Source organism: Salmonella sp. A7 (genome assembly GCF_020181675.1).
Taxonomy (GTDB): Bacteria; Pseudomonadota; Gammaproteobacteria; order Enterobacterales; family Enterobacteriaceae; genus Salmonella; species Salmonella enterica.
This window is the reverse complement of the sequence record NZ_CP084001.1, coordinates 781,550-802,212: the sequence shown is the minus strand read 5'-3', so window position 1 is coordinate 802,212 and position 20,663 is coordinate 781,550. Positions and strand designations below refer to the sequence as shown.

The 20,663-nt window shown below is 53.1% G+C and carries 21 protein-coding genes; 7 read left to right on the top strand and 14 right to left on the bottom strand.

From position 1 onward, the window contains the following. The first annotated feature begins 73 nt into the window (after positions 1 to 73). Complete coding sequence (gene argP / locus LCS67_RS03860) at positions 74 to 967, top strand: DNA-binding transcriptional regulator ArgP (protein ID WP_000828345.1); 894 nt, start codon at positions 74 to 76, stop codon at positions 965 to 967. Between the two features lie 167 nt (positions 968 to 1,134). Here argP and LCS67_RS03855 read toward each other — a convergent pair whose 3' ends face one another. From LCS67_RS03855 to epd, 6 genes are all read right to left on the bottom strand, one after another. Further along, positions 1,135 to 1,881 carry an oxidative stress defense protein gene (locus LCS67_RS03855; protein WP_000669854.1) on the bottom strand — a complete coding sequence of 249 codons (747 nt, stop codon included), beginning with the start codon at positions 1,879 to 1,881 and terminating at the stop codon, positions 1,135 to 1,137. Positions 1,882 to 1,974: 93 nt separating this feature from the next. After that, complete coding sequence (gene argO, locus LCS67_RS03850; RefSeq protein ID WP_000626876.1) at positions 1,975 to 2,610, bottom strand: arginine exporter ArgO; 636 nt, start codon at positions 2,608 to 2,610, stop codon at positions 1,975 to 1,977. 200 nt (positions 2,611 to 2,810) lie between these two features. Further along, entirely contained in the window at positions 2,811 to 3,671 is an 861-nt protein-coding gene (locus tag LCS67_RS03845; RefSeq protein ID WP_000389833.1) for a small-conductance mechanosensitive channel MscS, read from the bottom strand. A gap of 222 nt (positions 3,672 to 3,893) precedes the next feature. Continuing rightward, positions 3,894 to 4,973, bottom strand: a complete 1,080-nt coding sequence (gene fbaA / locus LCS67_RS03840) for a class II fructose-bisphosphate aldolase (RefSeq protein WP_000034386.1) — start codon at positions 4,971 to 4,973, stop codon at positions 3,894 to 3,896. 101 nt (positions 4,974 to 5,074) lie between these two features. Continuing rightward, positions 5,075 to 6,238: a phosphoglycerate kinase gene (gene pgk, locus LCS67_RS03835; RefSeq protein ID WP_000111274.1), complete on the bottom strand. Its 1,164-nt coding sequence runs from the start codon at positions 6,236 to 6,238 to the stop codon at positions 5,075 to 5,077. Between the two features lie 21 nt (positions 6,239 to 6,259). After that, positions 6,260 to 7,306 (bottom strand): erythrose-4-phosphate dehydrogenase, encoded by a 1,047-nt coding sequence (gene epd / locus LCS67_RS03830; RefSeq protein ID WP_023241571.1) that lies wholly within the window; start codon positions 7,304 to 7,306, stop codon positions 6,260 to 6,262. A 373-nt stretch (positions 7,307 to 7,679) separates the two neighbouring features. Between epd and LCS67_RS03825 the strand changes: the two genes are divergently transcribed. Genes LCS67_RS03825 through LCS67_RS03805 form a run of 5 tightly spaced genes read left to right on the top strand, consistent with a single transcriptional unit; the run spans position 7,680 to position 10,765 of the window. Beyond that, a complete protein-coding gene (locus LCS67_RS03825; RefSeq protein WP_000218563.1) occupies positions 7,680 to 8,105 on the top strand; it encodes a PPC domain-containing DNA-binding protein in 426 nt (141 codons plus the stop codon). Positions 8,106 to 8,130: 25 nt separating this feature from the next. Further along, complete coding sequence (locus LCS67_RS03820; protein WP_000124001.1) at positions 8,131 to 8,709, top strand: ECF transporter S component; 579 nt, start codon at positions 8,131 to 8,133, stop codon at positions 8,707 to 8,709. Beyond that, a complete protein-coding gene (locus LCS67_RS03815) occupies positions 8,710 to 9,417 on the top strand; it encodes an energy-coupling factor transporter transmembrane component T (RefSeq protein WP_000553256.1) in 708 nt (235 codons plus the stop codon). After that, positions 9,405 to 10,082, top strand: a complete 678-nt coding sequence (locus tag LCS67_RS03810; RefSeq protein WP_001517914.1) for an ABC transporter ATP-binding protein — start codon at positions 9,405 to 9,407, stop codon at positions 10,080 to 10,082. Before LCS67_RS03815 ends, LCS67_RS03810 begins: the two co-directional genes overlap by 13 nt. Continuing rightward, positions 10,076 to 10,765 (top strand): energy-coupling factor ABC transporter ATP-binding protein, encoded by a 690-nt coding sequence (locus LCS67_RS03805; protein WP_023136678.1) that lies wholly within the window; start codon positions 10,076 to 10,078, stop codon positions 10,763 to 10,765. Before LCS67_RS03810 ends, LCS67_RS03805 begins: the two co-directional genes overlap by 7 nt. Here LCS67_RS03805 and LCS67_RS03800 read toward each other — a convergent pair. From LCS67_RS03800 to tkt, 7 genes are all read right to left on the bottom strand, one after another. Further along, on the bottom strand, positions 10,734 to 11,450 hold the full coding sequence (locus LCS67_RS03800; RefSeq protein WP_000684837.1) for a nucleoside/nucleotide kinase family protein: 717 nt from the start codon (positions 11,448 to 11,450) through the stop codon (positions 10,734 to 10,736). The two genes, LCS67_RS03805 and LCS67_RS03800, sit on opposite strands and share 32 nt — an antisense overlap. Next, the gene (locus tag LCS67_RS03795) at positions 11,447 to 11,956 is read right to left on the bottom strand and encodes an MltR family transcriptional regulator (RefSeq protein WP_000209974.1); all 510 of its coding nucleotides are present in this window, start codon (positions 11,954 to 11,956) and stop codon (positions 11,447 to 11,449) included. Before LCS67_RS03795 ends, LCS67_RS03800 begins: the two co-directional genes overlap by 4 nt. Before the next feature lie 213 nt (positions 11,957 to 12,169). Continuing rightward, the gene (gene glpX / locus LCS67_RS03790) at positions 12,170 to 13,141 is read right to left on the bottom strand and encodes a class II fructose-bisphosphatase (RefSeq protein WP_001519647.1); all 972 of its coding nucleotides are present in this window, start codon (positions 13,139 to 13,141) and stop codon (positions 12,170 to 12,172) included. After that, positions 13,138 to 14,412, bottom strand: a complete 1,275-nt coding sequence (locus tag LCS67_RS03785; RefSeq protein WP_000853171.1) for a zinc-binding dehydrogenase — start codon at positions 14,410 to 14,412, stop codon at positions 13,138 to 13,140. Before LCS67_RS03785 ends, glpX begins: the two co-directional genes overlap by 4 nt. A gap of 23 nt (positions 14,413 to 14,435) precedes the next feature. Next, positions 14,436 to 15,815, bottom strand: a complete 1,380-nt coding sequence (locus tag LCS67_RS03780) for a PTS mannitol transporter subunit IICB (protein WP_000400411.1) — start codon at positions 15,813 to 15,815, stop codon at positions 14,436 to 14,438. Between the two features lie 27 nt (positions 15,816 to 15,842). After that, entirely contained in the window at positions 15,843 to 16,286 is a 444-nt protein-coding gene (gene cmtB, locus LCS67_RS03775) for a PTS mannitol transporter subunit IIA (protein WP_042843193.1), read from the bottom strand. A gap of 311 nt (positions 16,287 to 16,597) precedes the next feature. Next, positions 16,598 to 18,589, bottom strand: coding sequence for a transketolase (tkt, locus tag LCS67_RS03770; protein WP_023136680.1), 1,992 nt, complete (start codon positions 18,587 to 18,589; stop codon positions 16,598 to 16,600). A 275-nt stretch (positions 18,590 to 18,864) separates the two neighbouring features. On the opposite strand from tkt, the gene LCS67_RS03765 reads away from it, so the two are divergent. Further along, positions 18,865 to 19,623, top strand: a complete 759-nt coding sequence (locus LCS67_RS03765) for a M48 family metallopeptidase (protein WP_000701825.1) — start codon at positions 18,865 to 18,867, stop codon at positions 19,621 to 19,623. Between the two features lie 100 nt (positions 19,624 to 19,723). Here LCS67_RS03765 and speB read toward each other — a convergent pair whose 3' ends face one another. Further along, the gene (speB, locus tag LCS67_RS03760) at positions 19,724 to 20,644 is read right to left on the bottom strand and encodes an agmatinase (RefSeq protein WP_000105549.1); all 921 of its coding nucleotides are present in this window, start codon (positions 20,642 to 20,644) and stop codon (positions 19,724 to 19,726) included. Positions 20,645 to 20,663: the final 19 nt, after the last annotated feature.

Sequence of the window (20,663 nt, the reverse complement as noted above, 5' to 3'; positions counted from 1 at the left end):
TACGGATTTCATCTGTACCGACGGCAAATTTATGTCATAGTGCGGAAAAAAATAACAGGAGCATGACACAACAATGAAACGTCCGGACTACAGAACACTACAGGCGCTGGATGCCGTTATACGTGAACGAGGATTCGAGCGCGCCGCCCAGAAGCTGTGCATCACGCAATCCGCCGTCTCACAGCGCATAAAACAGCTTGAGAATATGTTCGGACAACCGTTGTTGGTGCGTACCGTTCCTCCTCGCCCCACGGAGCAAGGGCAAAAATTACTGGCTCTGCTGCGTCAGGTTGAACTGCTGGAAGAAGAGTGGCTGGGCGATGAACAAACCGGCTCTACGCCGCTGCTGCTGTCGCTGGCGGTTAACGCCGACAGTCTGGCGACCTGGCTGCTTCCGGCGCTGGCGCCGGTGCTGGCGGACTCCCCTATCCGTCTCAATTTACAGGTGGAAGATGAAACGCGCACGCAAGAACGTCTGCGTCGCGGCGAGGTGGTGGGCGCGGTGAGTATTCAGCATCAGGCGCTGCCCAGTTGCCTGGTAGACAAACTGGGCGCGCTCGACTATCTGTTTGTCGCGTCAAAGCCGTTTGCCGAGCGCTATTTCCCCAATGGTGTTACCCGGTCGTCGCTGCTGAAAGCGCCCGCCGTCGCGTTCGACCATCTGGATGATATGCATCAGGCCTTTTTGCAACAGAATTTCGATCTACCACCCGGCAGCGTGCCGTGTCATATCGTTAATTCATCCGAAGCGTTTGTACAGCTTGCGCGTCAGGGCACGACCTGCTGCATGATCCCTCACCTGCAGATTGAGAAAGAGCTGGAAAGCGGCGAGTTGATCAACTTAACGCCTGGTTTGCTACAACGCCGGATGCTTTACTGGCACCGCTTTGCCCCGGAAAGCCGGATGATGCGCAAAGTGACCGACGCGCTACTGGAGTACGGGCACAAGGTGCTGCGTCAGGATTAGCCTCTCAATGAATGCCGGATGGCGGCGTGAACGTCTTATCCGGCCTGCATGACCCATTATTCCCCCGTCGCTTCTTTGAAATTCATCACAAAATCATTGCGTTCAGGCGGCAAAAAACGAGAACACCGGGAGAAAACGCGGCCTGGAAGCGCCCAGGCCGGGCGAGATTACTGCGTGCTGGCGGCCGTTGTCGACGTCTGCCCTGTTCCAGGTTCAAGCTGGAATACCACATCGACCTGATCGTCGAACTGAATAGTCGGCTGCTCGTAAGTTTCCTGCGCGGATACCGGCGCAGCATCTGCGGCTTTCATCATTCGCACCACCGGACTCGGCTGATAATTAGAGACATGGTAACGAACGCTGTAAACCGGCCCCAATTTGCTGTTAAAACCGGCTGCCAGCGCTTGCGCCTGATGAATCGCGTCATCAATGGCGGCTTTGCGGGCCTTGTCTTTATAGGCGTCCGGTTGCGCCACGCCCAGCGATACCGAACGAATCTCGTTCAGACCCGCCTTCAGCGCGCCGTCCAGCAGCGAATTGAGTTTATCTAACTGACGCAGCGTCACTTCAACGGTTCGCACCGCGCGATACCCTTTCAGAATGCTTTTACCGTTTTGGTAATCATAATCCGGCTGCGTGCGCAGATTCGCCGCGCTAATGTCTTTTTTCGCAATCTGATTTTGCTCAAGGAAGGAAAGATATTGCGCCACGCGCTCATCGGCCTGCTTCTTCGCCGTCGCCGCATCCTTCGCCGCGACGTTCACTTCAATCGCTAAGGTGGCGATATCAGGCACAGCATCGACGCTTGCCGTACCGGAAGTCACGATGTGCGGGCCTTCCGGCAATTCGCTTGCCTGCGCCGACATTGCACTTAAACCCACTAATGCCGCCAGGGCCATCACTTTGAACTTCACAGTCTCTCCTCCATATTGCAGTCATTGCCCTGATATACAGGGCGCATGCAGGCAAGCTTAGCGGATATCGGCCTGTTGTCCATCAGACAACGCTTAGTTGAAAAGCGCGTGCATATGCGCGACGCCTTCCCGCGCCAGTTGGAAGGCGATAAGCCACATCACCACCCCAACCAGAATGTTGATAATGCGTTGAGCTTTCGCCGTACGCAGTCGAGGCGCAAGCCAGGCCGCCAGTAGCGCTAACCCAAAAAACCATAAGAACGACGCGCTAATCGTGCCGAGAGCAAACCAGCGCTTTGGCTCCATAGCCAGTTGCCCGCCGAGACTGCCCAACACGACAAACGTATCCAGATAAACGTGCGGATTCAGCCACGTTACCGCCAGCATCGTAGCAATAATTTTCCAGCGCCCCTGCTTCATAACCTCGGCGCTGGCCAGCTCCAGATTACTGCTCATTGCCGTTTTCAGCGCGCCAAAACCGTACCATAACAAGAACGCGACCCCGCCCCATGTGACCAGCGCCAGCAGCCACGGCGACTGCATCAGCAACGCGCTGCCGCCAAAAATACCGGCGCTGATCAGGACTAAATCACTTAACGCGCAAAGCAGCGCTATCATGAGGTGGTACTGGCGACGAATTCCCTGATTCATCACAAACGCATTTTGCGGGCCAAGCGGAAGGATCATGGCGGCGCCAAGGGCAAGCCCTTGAAAATAATAAGATATCACGTTAACTACCCTGAGCTGTTTTTCTTAAAGGCAGACTATAGCGCGGGAATATTATTAGCGGAAATTGATAATTTTAATCACTAATAAGAAAAGCTAATGAAGAGACTGAATAACGGATGGCGGCTACGCTTATCCGCTCAATAACCAGAGAATACTGGAGGCGGATAAGCGCAGCGCCGGCAGGCAGCGCGGGAGAAAAATTACTCCGCGGCGTTATCTTTCACACGTTTAAAATTGACGTCCATCTGCGGGTACGGGAAGCTAATACCAGCGGCGTCGAATTCACGTTTAATACGTTCCAGCACGTCCCAGTAGACATTTTGCAGGTCGCTGCTTTTACTCCAGACACGCACCACAAAATTAATTGATGAGGCGCCCAGCTCATTCAAACGTACCGTCATTTCGCGATCTTTTAAAATACGATCGTCGGACTCGATAATCGTCGTTAGCAGCTGTTTCACCTGATCGATATCCGAATCGTAGGCCACCCCAATAATGAATTCGTTACGGCGAACCGGCTCACGAGAATAGTTGATGATATTTCCCGCGATAATTTTGCCATTCGGAATCACAATAATTTTGCCGTCTACCGCGCGCATTGTCGTGGAAAAGATTTGCACATTCAGTACCGTACCGGCAACGCCGCCCAAATCGACATACTCACCGGCGCGAAACGGACGGAACATAACCAGCAATACCCCAGCCGCAAGGTTAGAGAGCGATCCCTGTAATGCCAGGCCAACGGCTAAACCGGCGGCGCCCAGTACGGCAATAACCGAGGCGGTTTGAACCCCCACGCGACCCAGAGCCGCAATCAGCGTAAAAGCGATAACCCCATAGCGCACCAGCGCAGAAAGAAAGTCGGCCACTGTCGCATCAATATGACGCGCACGCATCAGACGATTTACCGTATTGGAGATCACGCGCGCTACAATCAAGCCGATGATGATAATAGCGATAGCCGCAACAATATTCACAGCATAGCTGAGCAATAACGCCTGGTTGCGTACCAGCCAGGTGCCCGCACCATTTATGCTGTCGACAACATTCAAATCTTCCATTCAATATTCCTTGGTCATAGCAAAACAAGCAAATGAGATCATTCTCACGAAAAGAACTTTTTAAAGGTAAACAAAAACAGAGGAATATGCCATTTTTCGGCATCATCCCCAAAAAGGCAGGTACACTGTGAGTTGGCCGGATGAAAGCGCTAACGCCGCTCTCCGGGAATAACGATAAAAAAATGGCTTCCCAAGGGAAGCCATTTTAATCAACAGACTACATTACAGAACGTCAATCGCGTTCAGTTCTTTAAATGCTTTTTCCAGACGAGCGATCATCGAAGTCTGGCCAGCACGCAGCCATACGCGTGGGTCATAGTATTTCTTGTTCGGCTGATCTTCGCCTTTCGGGTTGCCCAGCTGACCTTGCAGATACGCTTCGTTTTCTTTGTAGTAGTTCAGAACACCTTCCCAGGTTGCCCATTGGGTATCGGTATCGATGTTCATTTTCACTACGCCGTAGCTTACGGAGTCTTTGATTTCCTGAGCGGTAGAACCGGAACCACCGTGGAAAACGAAGTTCAGGCTGTTGTGCGGCAGGTTGTGTTTCTTAGAAACATAGTCCTGAGAATCACGCAGAATGGTCGGGGTCAGAACCACGTTACCCGGCTTGTAAACGCCGTGTACGTTACCGAAGGAAGCGGCAATGGTGAAACGCGGGCTGATTTTGCTCAGCTCAGTGTACGCGTAATCAACATCTTCCGGCTGGGTGTACAGGGCAGAAGCGTCCATGTGGCTGTTGTCCACGCCGTCTTCTTCGCCACCGGTGCAACCCAGTTCGATTTCCAGAGTCATGCCAATTTTGGACATGCGCGCCAGGTATTTGGAGCAGATTTCGATGTTTTCGTGCAGAGACTCTTCAGACAGGTCGATCATGTGAGAAGAGAACAGCGGTTTACCGGTCGCTGCGAAGTGTTTTTCACCCGCGTCCAGCAGACCGTCGATCCACGGCAGCAGTTTCTTGGCGCAGTGGTCAGTGTGCAGGATAACCGGAACACCGTAGTGCTCAGCCATCTGGTGAACGTGATGCGCGCCAGAGATAGCGCCCAGGATTGCCGCGCCCTGAGGTACGTCAGTTTTCACGCCTTTACCCGCGATGAAGGAAGCACCGCCGTTGGAGAACTGAACGATGACCGGTGCTTTAACTTTTGCAGCGGTTTCCAGAACAGCGTTGATGGAATCAGTGCCCACGCAGTTAACTGCCGGCAGAGCAAAATTGTTTTCTTTTGCTACCTGGAACACTTTCTGTACGTCATCACCAGTGATCACGCCTGGTTTTACGAAATCAAAAATTTTAGACATGTTTCGTTGTCCTGTATCGTCGGGCTTTGGGAAAAAACACGGGCCGCCCTGAATGTCAGATCGGCAATAAATCAACGGGCAGGAATCCCTGCCCGTAACGATTACTTCTTAGCGCGCTCTTCGAGCATCGCTACGGCTGGCAGAACTTTACCTTCCACGAATTCGAGGAATGCGCCGCCGCCAGTAGAAATGTAGGAAATTTTGTCAGCAATGCCGAACAGGTCGATTGCCGCCAGGGTGTCGCCGCCGCCAGCGATAGAAAACGCTTCGCTATCAGCGATGGCATTCGCCACGATTTCAGTCCCTTTACGGAAGTTCGGGAACTCAAACACGCCAACCGGGCCGTTCCACAGAATGGTTTTGGCATTCTTGAGGATTTCAGCCAGCTGCTGAGCGGAAGCATCGCCGATATCCAGGATCTGCTCGTCTTCTTTCACGTCGTTAACGGATTTCAGAGTCGCCGGTGCGGTTTCGGAGAACTCGGTGGCAACGCGAACATCGGTCGGAACCGGGATATCGCAAGTGGTCAGCAGACGTTTTGCTTCGTCAACCAGGTCAGCTTCGTACAGGGATTTACCGACGCTGTGGCCCTGAGCGGCAACGAAGGTATTGGCGATACCGCCGCCGACAATCAGCTGGTCAGCGATTTTAGACAGGGAATCCAGAACGGTCAGTTTGGTAGATACTTTAGAACCACCAACGATAGCCACCATCGGACGAGCCGGCTCTTTCAGCGCTTTACCCAGCGCATCCAGTTCAGCGGCCAGCAGCGGGCCTGCGCACGCGACGTCAGCAAATTTGCCGATACCGTGGGTAGAAGCCTGCGCGCGGTGCGCAGTACCAAAGGCGTCCATCACGAATACGTCACACAGGGCGGCATATTTTTTAGACAGCGCTTCGTCGTCTTTCTTTTCGCCTTTGTTAAAGCGAACGTTTTCCAGAACCACCAGCTCACCTTCGGCCACGTCAACGCCGTCCAGGTAATCTTTGACCAGGCGAACCGGGTTAGACAGTTTGTCTTTCAGGTAGTTAACAACCGGCAGCAGAGAGAATTCTTCGTTGTACTCGCCTTCGGTAGGACGACCCAGGTGGGAAGTTACCATCACTTTCGCGCCCTGTTTCAGAGCCAGTTCGATGGTCGGCAGAGAGGCGCGGATACGCGCGTCGCTGGTCACTTTCCCTTCTTTAACAGGTACGTTCAGATCCGCACGGATAAAAACGCGTTTCCCGGCCAGATCCAGATCGGTCATCTTAATTACAGACATGGTGAATCCTCTCAATGATGCTTAAAGTTTTGTCGACGCTGACGCGTCGAGCCTGAAACCAACTGCGGCCATCGCTAACGTGGTGTCGAGCATCCGGTTAGCAAAGCCCCATTCATTATCGCACCAGACCAGCGTCTTGATCAGGTGGGCGCCACTGACCCGGGTTTGCGTGCCATCAACAATGGCGCTGTGCGGGTCGTGGTTAAAATCTATCGAGACCAACGGTGATTCCGTATAGTCAACTATACCATGAAATGCACCTTGTGCTGCTTTTTGCAGCAACTGGTTGACTTCACTGGCTTTTACTGGTTTTTTCACCGTTACGCTTAAATCGATCGCCGTCACATTAATGGTTGGAACGCGCACCGCAATCGCCTCAAAACGATCGTTAAACTGCGGGAATATACGCGTAATGCCTGCCGCCAGTTTTGTATCTACCGGGATAATCGACTGGCTGGCCGCGCGCGTGCGCCGTAGATCGGAGTGATACGCGTCGATCACCTGCTGATCGTTCATCGCGGAGTGGATCGTCGTGACGGTACCAGACTCGATGCCGTAAGCATCATCCAACAATTTAATGACGGGAATTATGCAATTCGTGGTACAGGACGCGTTTGAGACAATACGATGTTCCGCACACAGTTGGTTCTGGTTCACGCCAAAAACGACGGTGGCGTCAAGATCGTTGCTGCCCGGATGAGAAAAGAGCACTTTCTTCGCGCCAGCGGCAATATGCGCCTCGCCATGCTCCCGGTTGCCATATACGCCCGTACAATCCAACACGATATCCACGCCCAGTTCGCGCCACGGCAGATCCGCCAGCGTTCGTTCATGCAGAATACGAATGACATCGTCGCCGACAAAAAGCTGCTCGCGCTCATGGCGAACCTCCCATGCAAAACGCCCGTGGCTGGTATCGTATTTCAACAAATGCGCCATGCCTGCGGCATCCGCCAGCTCGTTGATGGCCACCACGGTAATTTCCGCCCGACGTCCGGATTCATACAAAGCACGAACCACGTTACGCCCGATGCGACCAAAGCCATTAATCGCTATGCGTACGGTCATAGGTCTCCTGCAAGGCTATCCCGATTCAGATGAGGCTGACAGAGTAATGCAGCTCATCGTCGAGTAAAACCTCACCTGTCGCAAACTGCGACTGATTGGTTAATTGTCGAACATTTAATTAACTGAAACGCTTCAGCTAGAATAAGCGAAACGGGGAATAAAAGGAATGTTTGTCCAGTCGAAGAAGACAGTTATCTGACCTGCATCACATTTCAAGGCCGCTTACGCTGCAATTTATTCCATATTTAAGAATCACCAGTACATCCGTCAGATCTTTTCATCGCCGCGTCACAAATACTGATTTATATCAGAAAGCGCTGCCGCCAGCGTCTATATTATCAGCGCCACGTCCGAGTCTCGGAGTCCTGTAACGATGACTGTATCTCACCACAATGCCTCTACAGCGCGCTTTTACGCGCTTCGTCTGCTTCCCGGCCAGGAAGTGTTTTCCCAATTACACGCCTTTGTGCAACAGAACCAATTACATGCCGCCTGGATTGCAGGGTGTACCGGCAGTCTGGCCGATGTTGCGCTGCGTTATGCCGGGCAAGAGGCGACCACATCGCTCACCGGCACGTTTGAAGTTATCTCGCTAAACGGCACGCTTGAATTGACCGGCGAGCATCTGCATCTCGCGGTATCAGATCCCTACGGGGCCATGCTCGGCGGCCATATGATGTCAGGGTGTACCGTGCGTACCACGCTGGAACTGGTTATCGGCGAGCTGCCAGCGCTGACGTTCAGCCGTCAACCGTGCGCCATTTCCGGTTATGACGAACTGCATATTTCTTCCCGTTAATTGACGACTCTTTAAGAGGTACTTTATGGCGCGTCGCCCGTTTTCCAGCCAGTCTCTGGTGCTGATTGTCATCGCTATTGCCATCAATATGATTGGCGGACAGCTTATTAGCATGTTGAAGCTGCCTATTTTTCTCGACTCGATCGGCACCTTAATTAGCGCGGTACTGTTAGGACCGTTCATCGGCATGTTGACTGGGCTTCTGACCAACTTGCTGTGGGGGCTGCTTACCGATCCTATCGCTGCCGCGTTTGCCCCGGTAGCGATGGTTATCGGCCTGGTCGCCGGGTGGCTGGCGCGCGCAGGCTGGTTTCGTACCCTGCCCAAAGTGATCGTCAGCGGCGTCGTCATTACGTTAGCGGTGACGCTGGTTGCCGTACCGCTTCGTACCGCGCTTTTTGGCGGCGTTACCGGCAGCGGCGCTGATTTATTCGTCGCCTGGATGCATTCAATGGGCCAAAACCTGGTAGAGTCGGTCGCGATTACCGTCATAGGCGCTAATCTGGTCGATAAAATTCTGACGGCGATCATCGTTTGGGTGTTGCTGCGTCAGCTACCGTTACGTACGACACGGCATTTTCCTGCGATGTCAGCCGTACGCTAAATGCATCCGTTTACCTCGTTAACCTTATGGGCGCTGGCGGCCTGCACCACGCTGCTACTCCCTGCGCAGACCGTGCTCCCGGTTTATAGCGCGGCGGCCTTCCTCTGTCTGCTGGCGCTGAAATCAACGCGGCAGCGGGCGAAGTATGTCGCCTGGCTGATGCTGTCTTTAGGGTTTGGGCTATGGCTGGTACATGGCGGTTGGCTAACAGAATGGATAAGCGGGCAGCCTCGCGATCCGCAGCGCTGGATATATGCCGTTACGCTATGGCTACGCCTGCTGGCGATCGTGTCGACGTCGCAGCTATGGATGCAGTATGTGCCGGTTCAGCGGTTTATTCGCGCCCTGTTCGCTTCACGTCTGCCCCCCGGCATCGCTTACCTGTTCGCTGGCCCTCTGCTGGTCGTCGAACAACTCAAACGACAACTGACGATCGTTCATGAAGCCCAGCGCGCACGCGGCGTACCGCTGGATGAAGGCTGGTATCAGCGGCTACGGGCAATGCCTGCGCTGATCGTGCCGCTTACGCAAAATGCGCTTAACGATCTGACAATACGCGGCGCGGCGTTGGATATGCGGGGGTTTCGGCTGCATCGCGCCCGAACCACGCTGTGGGCGCCGAAAGATAGCGTGTTACAACGGGTTGCGCGGTATGGCATGGTATTGCTAATACTGGCGGAAGCGGGAGTATGGATATGGTTACGTTAGAGCAGTTTCGTTATCTTCCGTCCGATGCGACACGCCCGCCGGCATGTTTTGATTTCCACTATTCAACACCCGGAATAGTGGCGATAGTCGGCGATAACGGCAGCGGAAAAAGTACGCTGGCGCAACTGATGGCTGGCTGGTATCCGGATTATCTCCCCGGTGATATTGACGGCACAGGCTTACTGCTTGGCGTCCCTATCGGGCGGCTCCCGCTGGTAGAACAGTCGCCCACCATCCAGTTGGTGCAGCAATCGCCATATTTACAGCTTTCCGGCTGTACCTTTAGCGTAGAGGAAGAGGTGGCGTTTGGCCCGGAGAATCTCGGCCTCCATGAAGCGGAAATTCTACGGCGCATTGACGAGGCGCTGACCCTGACAAACTGCCAGTCGTTACGCCATCGCCATCCCGGCACGCTCTCCGGCGGCGAAACGCAGCGGGTAGTGATTGCCAGCGCGCTTGCCATGCAGCCCAGGCTATTAGTTCTTGATGAAGCCTTCAGTCGGCTGACGTCAGCGGCCACCGGGACGCTGCTGGAACGGTTACAACAGTGGGCGCTGGAACGTCATTCTCTCATTGTGCTTTTTGAGCGTAATCATTTTCCTTTTCTGACGCGATGCCAGCGGGTATGGCAATTGCGTGACGGAGCGCTAACCCCATTATGTTGACGTTAAATCAGGTCGCTTATCGCTGGCCGAATGCCGCAGCTGACTGTCTGCACGCTATCTCGCTTGAACTTCAGGACGGCGAATGGCTGGCGTTGACCGGCGATAACGGCGCGGGAAAATCAACGCTGTTACGGATTATGTCCGGCCTGCTTTCCCCCACTTCCGGCTCGGTAACGCTTAATGGAGAGCCGATTTCGCAGCTTAAAAATCGTCAACGCGCCGCCGCTATCGGCGTACTCTTTCAGGAAGCGGAAAACCAGATTTTCCACAGCAATGTCGCGCAAGAGGTCGCTTTTGGGCTGAAACTACAACGCTTATCGGCGGAGGAAATTTCACGGCGCACGCAGGCCGCGCTGCGGTTATGTCAGCTAACGGACGTCGCCGAGGCGCACCCGCTCGATCTGCACGCCGCGCAGCGCCGGATGGTGGCGGTCGCCAGTCTGGAGGCGATGGCGCCGCCTGTGCTATTGCTGGATGAACCCAGCCGGGATTTTGACGCCCACTGGCTAACCATATTTGAACACTGGCTGGCGACATGCCGGGCACGGGGAACCAGCGTCGTGGCGATTAGCCATGACGCTGCGTTTACCCGGCGTCATTTTTCACGGGTGGTACGGCTGCATAATGGCGCGATAACGCCGCGTAACATCATTAAGGACACGCCATCCGATATTCGCCCGTAGAGGTCATTTCCAGCATGAGATCGGCTGGCAGGCTACTTTCCAGCACCCGGCGCACATTTGGGCCGTCGGTGCGTTCATAAAAGGTTTCCGCCTCCGCCTGTGATAATCCTCCCGCCAGTTTACGTCCAATCAACCGGGCGCGTAAGGTTTCCGCCGGGGCGCGAATAAATAATGAGAAATCGCAAAACTCCGCTAACGCGCGCCATCTGTCGTCATCCCGCAGGAGCCAGTTTCCTTCCACAATCACGATCGGCGCCGTGACCATAACAGCGTGTTCCACCGGGTCGTGCCGCTGTCGGTCGTACTGCGGCCAGGTCGCTTCGCCAGCCCGCACCAGACGCAGATTTTCCGCCAGCTTATCAACGTCAAAGGTTTCCGGCGCGCCTTTACAGGCACGTAAATGATGCGCCTCCAGCCAGCGGTTATAGTAATGAAAGCCATCCATGGGAAGCGTTTGAATTTCCGGCAGGCCAGCATCCTGACGAGAGAGATATTCCCAGAAGGTGGTCAGCGTGGATTTGCCTGTGCCGGGCGGCGCGCTAAGAAAAACGATGGTACGGCGCTCAGGTTTAGCGGCATGTATTTTAGCCAGTTGTTGCAGTAAGGGCTTGTGAACCTTCTCTATTTCATCATCATGATAATGTGCTTCAACGTGCAGCCCATTAACCGTTAATGCGATTTTCACGGCGTTAATTCCTTTAAAATTGTCGTTACCGCCAGCGCCATCGCCGTTTTGACCATACCGGTAAAACGCACCTCAGACCACGCGGCGAAGTCGGCAAACTTCATCGACTCCAGCGCGCCATATAAGGGCGCATTACGGGTAATACAGTTAACGTTACTGATGAAGTCCCAGGTAATGTCGTCGGCAAAACCGGGAATCGCGTCCTGTTCATGCAGGTACTGATAAAACTGAGAAAAATGGGTGATGTCAGCGTAGAGCCATTTATCCATTTTCCCCAGCGCATAAATCAGACGTAATGCAACGTCGATATCGTCAAGCGGCCCGCTTTGGGCGAGTAACGGCTTCACTGCATATTCCACAATTTCTTCATCATTATCGACAAATAGCGACGGCAGAAAGCGCTTAATGCCCTGGAGCAAAATGTTATGTGCCGTCGTCATAAACGAAAGTAAATTATTTTGAGCATCCAGTTGCTCAAGCACATCGTCTTCTGTCAGCGTCGTCATTTGTGTCCCGATATACTCATCGTCTTTCAAGCTACAGGTGGGCGTGGACTTGCCACCGTCCTTTATCCTGAAAAGCCCAGAGTATATACCCTAAATAATTCGAGTTGCAGACAAGCGGCAAGAGAGAGAACCACCAGGAGCTTACATGAGTAAGTGACTGGTGTGAACGCGCGTCGCCAACGTACTTGCAACGTGAAGAATGACGGGGATAAGTCACCATGAATGCAGAGAGTCTATAATATTACACGTTCGATCTGCGCTACCAATCAGTAAAGTTTGCGTGCGCACACCGTTCGCAACCCGTTGGATCCCGTTAACCAGATCGCCGCCCGTAACGCCCGTCGCGCTAAAGAGAATGTCGTTACCGGCAGCCAGCTCATCAAGGGAGTAGACACGGTTAACCGCAACGCCCATTTCTTCGCAGCGTTGACGCTCCTGTTGCGCCACCAGGCGGTTGTCAGCGTTGTCCCCTTTCGCTTCACAAAAGTCGAGTAGCTCCGCCTGCATATCACCGCCCAGCGCTTTTACCGCACAGGCGGAAATTACGCCTTCAGGCGCGCCGCCAATGGTATACATCAGATCATAAGGGTTATCCTGCAAACAGGTCAGGACGCTGGCCGCTACATCACCATCGGGGAGAGCGAATACCTTAACCCCAAGTTGCGTCGCCTGTGTAATGGCCGGTTTCAGCCGCGGTTTATCTAACGTGACCATACGCAGATCCTCCAGCGGCTTATTTAGCGCCCTGGCGACATTTCGCAGATTATCGGTTAACGATAACGCCAGATTGATCACGCCTTTCGCCTGCCGATTTACAACCAGCTTTTTCATATACATATCGGGCGCATGTAACAAGCTGCCCCGGGGCGCAAACGCCATGACGGCCAGCGCATTACTTTGTCCCATGGCGACCATTCGGGTGCCTTCTATAGGATCGACGGCGATATCCACCTCCGGCCCCTCGCCGTTACCCACCTCCTCGCCAATCCATAACATGGGCGCATGATCGATCTCCCCCTCGCCGATGACGATCCGCCCACGGATGGCGATATCATTCAATGCCTGTCGCATCGCGGTAACAGCCAGCCCATCAATTCTGTTCTTATCGCCGCATCCCGTTTGCGGCCAGGCAGCCAGTGCTGCCTGCTCCGTAATGCGAAATAGCGGCCATGCCAGAGACATCATGCCGCCTCCCCGATATCCACGCCAAATTGCGCCAGCAGGTATCTTTCCGCTTTTTCGTTCCAGATGCCGTGCGTCTCTTCAACCAGACGCGCCAGCTCCCTGAACAACGGATCCGTTTTTCCTTTTTCGGCGAAATCAGTAATCGCCGTCAGCGGCATGGTGACGCCGTTATAGATAAGCTTCTTACCGCCGGGAATATCCGGCAGGTTGAGTACGGTGTCCGGTACTGCATCCAGCCCACCAATATGCGTCACCATGAATGAAGGCTGAAGCTGTCCTGTTGCGCTTAACGTAATAGCCTCTTTCATATCCTCCGTGGAGCCGCCGGATGTCCCTACGACATGGGTACTGTTGTAATGCACATTGTAGAAATTAAACGGTACCTTGAACTGGCTATCTGTCGGCCCGGCAAAGAAATTCAGGCAACCGTCTTCGGCGAGAAGATCGTCAGCCATTTCAACGACGGACGGAACGGCGGCATAAACAAAGACATCATCAAATCCTGCGCCATCGGTTAATGTCCGAAGTTGCGCAGCAGGATCAGCCATGCCCGCGGTATTCACATAGATAAGCTCAATGCCTTTCTCGGCGGCCTGTTTGACCGGCAGCAGTTTTTTCGCCTGCGCCAGGCGGGCTTCATCGATATCTACCACCACAACTCGCGCCGGCTGGATCCCGCCGTTAATGGCATAATCAATCGCGCCAATGCCCATCGGTCCGGCACAGGCCAGGAGCGCGATATTACCGCCGGGTTTGACTCCCATCCGATGTTCATAAACATAAGGTGTTGTATGGTAATTGGCGTTATAAGCGCCAATAATGCAGCACATCGGTTCCGCCAGCGATGCCGCGGCAAAATATGAGCCGTGATACGGTAAAACACAGCCCAAATTAATCGCTACTTCCGGGATTATCATGTACGTGGCGTTACCGCCAAAATATTCGTAACTGTAGCCAGCAGAATAACCGCTCGGCAGGCCCATCGCCGGTTGTAAAACAAAACGCTGTCCTTTTTTATATTTATCAGTCAGATTTTTTCCTACTTCGACGATAATTCCAGCACATTCATGCCCCGTAATGACTGGATGATTTTCCAGATCATCTGGCACTCGTTTATGTTCACTGCCTAATAAAGCGGCTTTCCAGGTAGAGAGACATACGCTGTCGGAAATTACGCTTACGAGCAGTTCATTCTCCGTAATGTCGGGTAATTCAAACTCACGGATACGGACATCCCGCTTGCCATATATAGCAGCTACTTTCGTTTTCATATTTACTCCAGAAACCTGAAATATTAATTCGATGTCAAATGGTTAAATAAATCATCAAGGCACGGATCGCCAATATAGTTTTTAATAAGTATTAAGGGCTTATCGCTGACTCGCTTAACACGTCCTTCAAGGCTGGCGTGGGTAACGATAATATCGGCATCATCCGGTACATTTTCGATAGCGTAATGTTTAACGTCGATAGTCAGGCCCGCCTTTTCCAGACGTCGGCGGAACGTTGTGGCGCCCATTGCGCTGGAGCCCATCCCCGCATCGCAGACAAAGGCGATACGTTTCACGTCGCGATATGAAAATTTGCCTTCTTGCTTCATGGCTTTCACCGCTTTAGCGGAATCACTAAAAGTATCTTCGCTGTCGGCTTCGCTACTTTTTTCCATTTTCAAAATGAAAGCGGTGATAATAAAGGTCACTGCCGTTCCCGCCGTTACGCCAGCAATCGTAGCAAGGAAAGAACCTTTCGGCGTCAGCGCCAGGTAAGCGAAAATTGACCCCGGGCTTGGCCCTGCAACCAGGCCGCCATCCAACAGGTTAAACACCCATGTTCCGCTCATCCCGCCGGCAATCATGGCGATGAGTGTTAATGGCTTCATCAGCACATAGGGGAAATAGAGCTCATGAATCCCCCCGAGGAAATGGATAATCATGGCGCCAGGCGCAGATTTCTTTGCCATTCCTTTGCCGAATAGCGTAAAGGCAAGCAGCAAACCTAAGCCAGGCCCCGGGTTAGAGGCCACCATAAAGAAAATGGACTTTCCGGTTTCCGACGCCTGTTGCATTCCCAACGGATAATAAACGCCCTGATCGATGGCATTGTTCAAAAAGAGGATTTTTGCCGGTTCATTGATTAAAGACAGCAGCGGCAGATAGCCCGCATGTACCAATGATTCAATACACTCCTTCACAAAGTTATTGGCAATAAGTACCGCCGGACCAATCACTTCAAAACCCAGCAGGCACAAAATCATCCCGGCGATACCCAGCGAGAAGTTATTAATCACCATCTCAAAACCGGCGGGAATCCGCTTTTCCAGCAACCGATCAATATATTTAATGACCAGACCGCCGAGAGGCCCCATAATCATTGAGCCAAGAAACATGGGGATATCAGCGCCGATGATAACGCCAATGGTGCCAATTCCCCCCATCACGGCGCCACGCTTTCCACCGACCAGATGTCCACCGGTAGAACCAATCATCACCGGCAGTAAATAAGTAATCATCGGGCCGACAATTTTGGCGAAATGCTCATTTGGCATCCACCCGGTTGGAATAAATAATGCAGTGATAAAACCCCAGGCAATAAAAGCGCCGATATTGGGAATGACCATCGCGGTCAAAAATCCCCCAAAAGCCTGGACCTTTGCACGAGCAGACTTGTGTTCCATATTAATATCCTGTAAAGGAGAGAATAATTATGCGCGAACTATAATATCCGCCAGCTCTTTTTCTGATTTCGCAGCTAATAACGCCGCTAAAACATCCTCTTCACATAATAGTTCGCTTAACGCCTGAATAGCGCCAATATGTGAATCTGAATCTGCTGCTGACAGGCCGATTAATAATTTTATGCCGTCATCCTCGTCGGTAAACTGCACATCCTGCCTGAGCAATGTTAATGACATCCCGGTTTTTAACGCGCCGCATTCGGGGCGAGCATGAGGCATCGCGACACCAGGTGCCAGAATATAGTAAGGACCATTACTGATTGTTGAATCTTTGATAGCCTGAATATAATTTTCATTTATATAACGATTAGCCAAAAGAGATGACATGGAAAAATCAACAGCTTCCTGCCAATTTTGTGCCAATGGCCTTATTGTAATAGATGCTTCAGGAAAATAATCTATTAACCGCATAAACTATCCTTATTTTATTTTTAGGGTACAACTTGTCGTTAAAAATAAAATACGCGGGCGGCAAAATGAAATCAATCCAGGCGAAAAAGCGAGCGCTTAAAATGACATGATTATAATTTATCTATAAAACAACCTGTTATAATTATAAAAATAAAAAGCAAGCTTCATTTTGTGATGTTAATTGCAAATTCAATAAATAATAAAATATCAAAATTGTGATAAAAATCACAAATAAAGCCTTGTTAGCAATAAAATAAATGTATCTAAAAAAACGGGTCGCCGAAGCGACCCGTTTCATGCCGTATTAAGGATTACAGCAGCGCTTTCGCTTTGGCGATCACGTTGTCCACCGTGAAGCCAAACTCTTCAAACAGCAGCTCTGCCGGGGCGGATTCACCGAAGGTGGTCATCCCGACAATAGCGCCGTTCAGGCCGACGTATTTGAACCAGTAGTCAGCGATACCCGCTTCAATCGCCACACGCGCAGAGACCGCCTTCGGCAGCACGGATTCACGGTAAGCCGCATCCTGTTTGTCGAACGCGTCGGTGGACGGCATGGAAACCACGCGCACCTTCACGCCTTCGGCAGTCAGTTTTTCGTAAGCGGCAACCGCCAGCTCAACTTCTGAACCAGTCGCAATGAAGATAATCTGCGGCTGGCCCGCACAATCTTTCAGTACGTAACCACCGCGGGCGATATTCGCCAGTTGCTCTTCAGTACGTTCCTGCTGCGCCAGGTTCTGACGGGAGAGGATCAGCGCGGTTGGGCCATCCTGACGCTCTACGCCATATTTCCACGCCACTGCGGATTCCACCTGGTCACACGGACGCCATGTGGACATGTTCGGCGTTACGCGCAGGCTTGCCACCTGCTCGACCGGCTGGTGCGTCGGGCCATCTTCGCCCAGACCGATGGAGTCGTGGGTGTACACCATCACCTGACGTTGTTTCATCAGCGCTGCCATACGCACTGCGTTACGGGCATATTCGACGAACATCAGGAAGGTGGAGGTGTACGGCAGGAAACCGCCGTGCAGGGCGATACCGTTGGCGATAGCGGTCATACCGAATTCACGCACACCGTAGTGAATATAGTTACCCGCTGCGTCTTCGTTGATAGCCTTAGAACCGGACCACAGGGTCAGGTTAGACGGTGCCAGGTCTGCAGAGCCGCCGAGGAATTCCGGCAACAGCGGACCGAAGGCTTCGATGGCATTCTGGGACGCTTTGCGGCTGGCGATTTTCGCCGGGTTAGCCTGCAGTTTAGCGATGAATTCATTCGCTTTCGCATCGAAGTCAGCCGGCATGTCGCCTTTCATACGACGGGTGAATTCAGCAGCTTCCTGCGGGAAGGCTTTCTCATAAGCCGCGAATTTCTCGTTCCATGCGGATTCTTTCGCCTGGCCGGCTTCTTTCGCATCCCACTGGGCGTAGATTTCAGACGGGATTTCGAACGGCGCGTATTTCCAGCCCAACTGTTCGCGGGTCAGCGCGATTTCCGCGTCGCCCAGCGGCGCGCCGTGGGAATCGTGGGTACCCTGTTTGTTCGGCGAACCGAAACCGATGATGGTTTTGCACATCAGCAGGGACGGTTTGTCAGTCACGGCGCGAGCTTCTTCCGTGGCGCGTTTAATGGCGTCGGCATCATGACCGTCAATGCCACGGATAACATGCCAGCCGTAGGCTTCAAAACGTTTCGCGGTGTCATCGGTGAACCAGCCTTCAACATGACCGTCGATAGAGATACCGTTGTCATCATAGAACGCGATCAGTTTGCCCAGTTTCAGAGTACCAGCCAGAGAGCACACTTCGTGAGAAATGCCTTCCATCATGCAGCCGTCGCCCATAAAGACGTAGGTGAAGTGGTCAACGATGTCGTGGCCAGGACGGTTAAACTGCGCCGCCAGAGTTTTCTCGGCAATCGCCATCCCGACGGCGTTGGCAATACCCTGACCCAGCGGGCCAGTAGTGGTTTCAACACCAGCGGTGTAGCCCACTTCCGGGTGACCAGGGGTTTTTGAATGTAGCTGACGGAAATTCTGCAGTTCGGACATCGGCAGGTCATAGCCGGTGAGGTGCAGCAGGCTGTAAATCAGCATTGAGCCGTGGCCATTGGACAGCACAAAGCGGTCACGGTCGGCCCAGGACGGGTTGGTCGGGTTGTGGTTCAGGAAATCACGCCACAGGACTTCGGCAATGTCAGCCATACCCATCGGGGCACCCGGGTGACCGGATTTGGCTTTCTGTACTGCGTCCATGCTCAGCGCACGAATAGCATTGGCAAGCTCTTTACGTGAGGACATTTTGACTCCAGATCGGATGTTGAAAGGCCATGCCCGTAACGACTTGACGACAGCGCGTTTTGGGCTACGCCGGAAAATTTGCCAACAATTTACCCCAAGCCGCGCGTCATGTACATGGAACATCCTTTTACCGCTTCAGAAATCTCCGGATCGTGCTCGCATGTTGCGCAATTAGCTAACTTGCCTGCCATGCTTTTCTTTATACTTAACCCAGGCGCTAATTCATCTGCAACGGGCGCATTTCAAAATAATATTAATTCGTATGGAAGAGAAAAATGAAAATTCGCGCTTTACTGCTTGCTTTGGGCATGGCGACGGTGCTGACCGGTTGCCAGAATATGGACTCTAATGGACTGCTTTCTTCGGGCGCTGAAGCTTTTCAGGCCTATACGTTAAGCGATGCGCAGGTAAAAGCGCTGAGCGATCAATCCTGTCAAGAGCTCGACAGCAAAGCGAAAATCGCGCCGGCGAGCAGCGAATACGCTAAACGACTGACAAAAATTGCCGCCGCGCTGGGGGATAACATTAACGGCCAGCCGGTGAACTATAAGGTTTACGAGACGAAAGACGTCAACGCGTTTGCCATGGCGAACGGTTGTATCCGCGTCTACAGCGGACTGATGGATATGATGACCGACAACGAAGTTGAAGCCGTGATCGGCCATGAAATGGGCCATGTCGCGCTGGGTCATGTAAAGAAAGGGATGCAGGTCGCGCTGGGCACTAACGCCGTGCGCGTCGCGGCGGCATCGGCAGGAGGAGTTGTCGGCAGCCTGTCGCAATCACAGCTTGGCGATCTTGGCGAAAAACTGGTGAACTCGCAGTTCTCTCAGCGTCAGGAGTCCGAAGCGGATGATTATTCTTACGATCTGTTGCGCAAACGCGGTATCAGTCCGGCAGGACTCGCTACCAGCTTTGAGAAACTGGCAAAACTGGAAGCGGGTCGTCAAAGCTCAATGTTCGACGATCACCCGGCGTCCGCCGCACGCGCACAGCATGTGCGCGATCGTATGAGCGCGGACGGGATCAAATAACCCCCGAACAGTGCCGGATGGCGGCGTGAACGCCTTATCTGGCCTACAAGCATCAATCAGCTGTAGGCCGGATAAGCGCAGTGCCATCCGGCAAAACAACTTACTCGCCCTTCTTCGCCGCCTGGATATAGAGCATTTCTAATGCCAGCGTCGCGGCCGCCAGAGCGGTGATCTCTGAATGATCGTAAGCCGGCGCGACTTCCACTACATCCATACCGACAATGTTCAGATCTTTCAGACCGCGTACCAGCTTAATGGCGCGATCGGAGGTCAAACCACCGATCACCGGCGTACCTGTGCCAGGCGCAAACGCCGGGTCCAAACAGTCGATATCAAAGGTCAGATAGACCGGCATATCGCCGACGATCTGTTTCACCTGAGCGAGAATATCATCCACGCCGCGATCGTTGACCTGGCAGGCATCCAGCACGGTAAAGCCATTGTCTTTGTCAAACTCAGTGCGAATACCGATCTGTACCGAATGATGCGGATCGATCAGGCCTTCTTTCGGCGCGGTGTAGAACATCGTGCCGTGATCGAATTCGCAGCCGTTAGCGTAGGTATCGGTATGCGCGTCAAAATGTACCAGCGCCATTTTGCCAAAATGTTTCGCGTGGGCGCGCAGCAGCGGCAGCGTGACGAAGTGGTCGCCGCCGAAAGAGAGCATACGCTTGCCTGCAGACAGCAGTTTTTCAGCGTGCGCCTGTAATTTTTCGCTCATTTCACGGGCATCGCCAAACGCATACACTAAATCGCCGCAGTCTACGACGTTCAGGCGCTCGCGCATGTCAAAATTCCACGGGAAACGGTGATGTTCCCAGGCGAGGTTGGTCGACACCTGACGGATCGCCGCCGGGCCATGACGACCGCCAGCGCGACCGGACGTTGCCATATCAAACGGTACGCCAGTGATCACCCAGTCGGCATCGCTGTCATACGGCTGGAAGTTCATTGGCAGACGTAAAAAACCAAACGCATTAGAAACCAGTGAGTTATCGTACTGATGACCTAAGGTGCTCATGTCCTGACCTCTTTTAGAG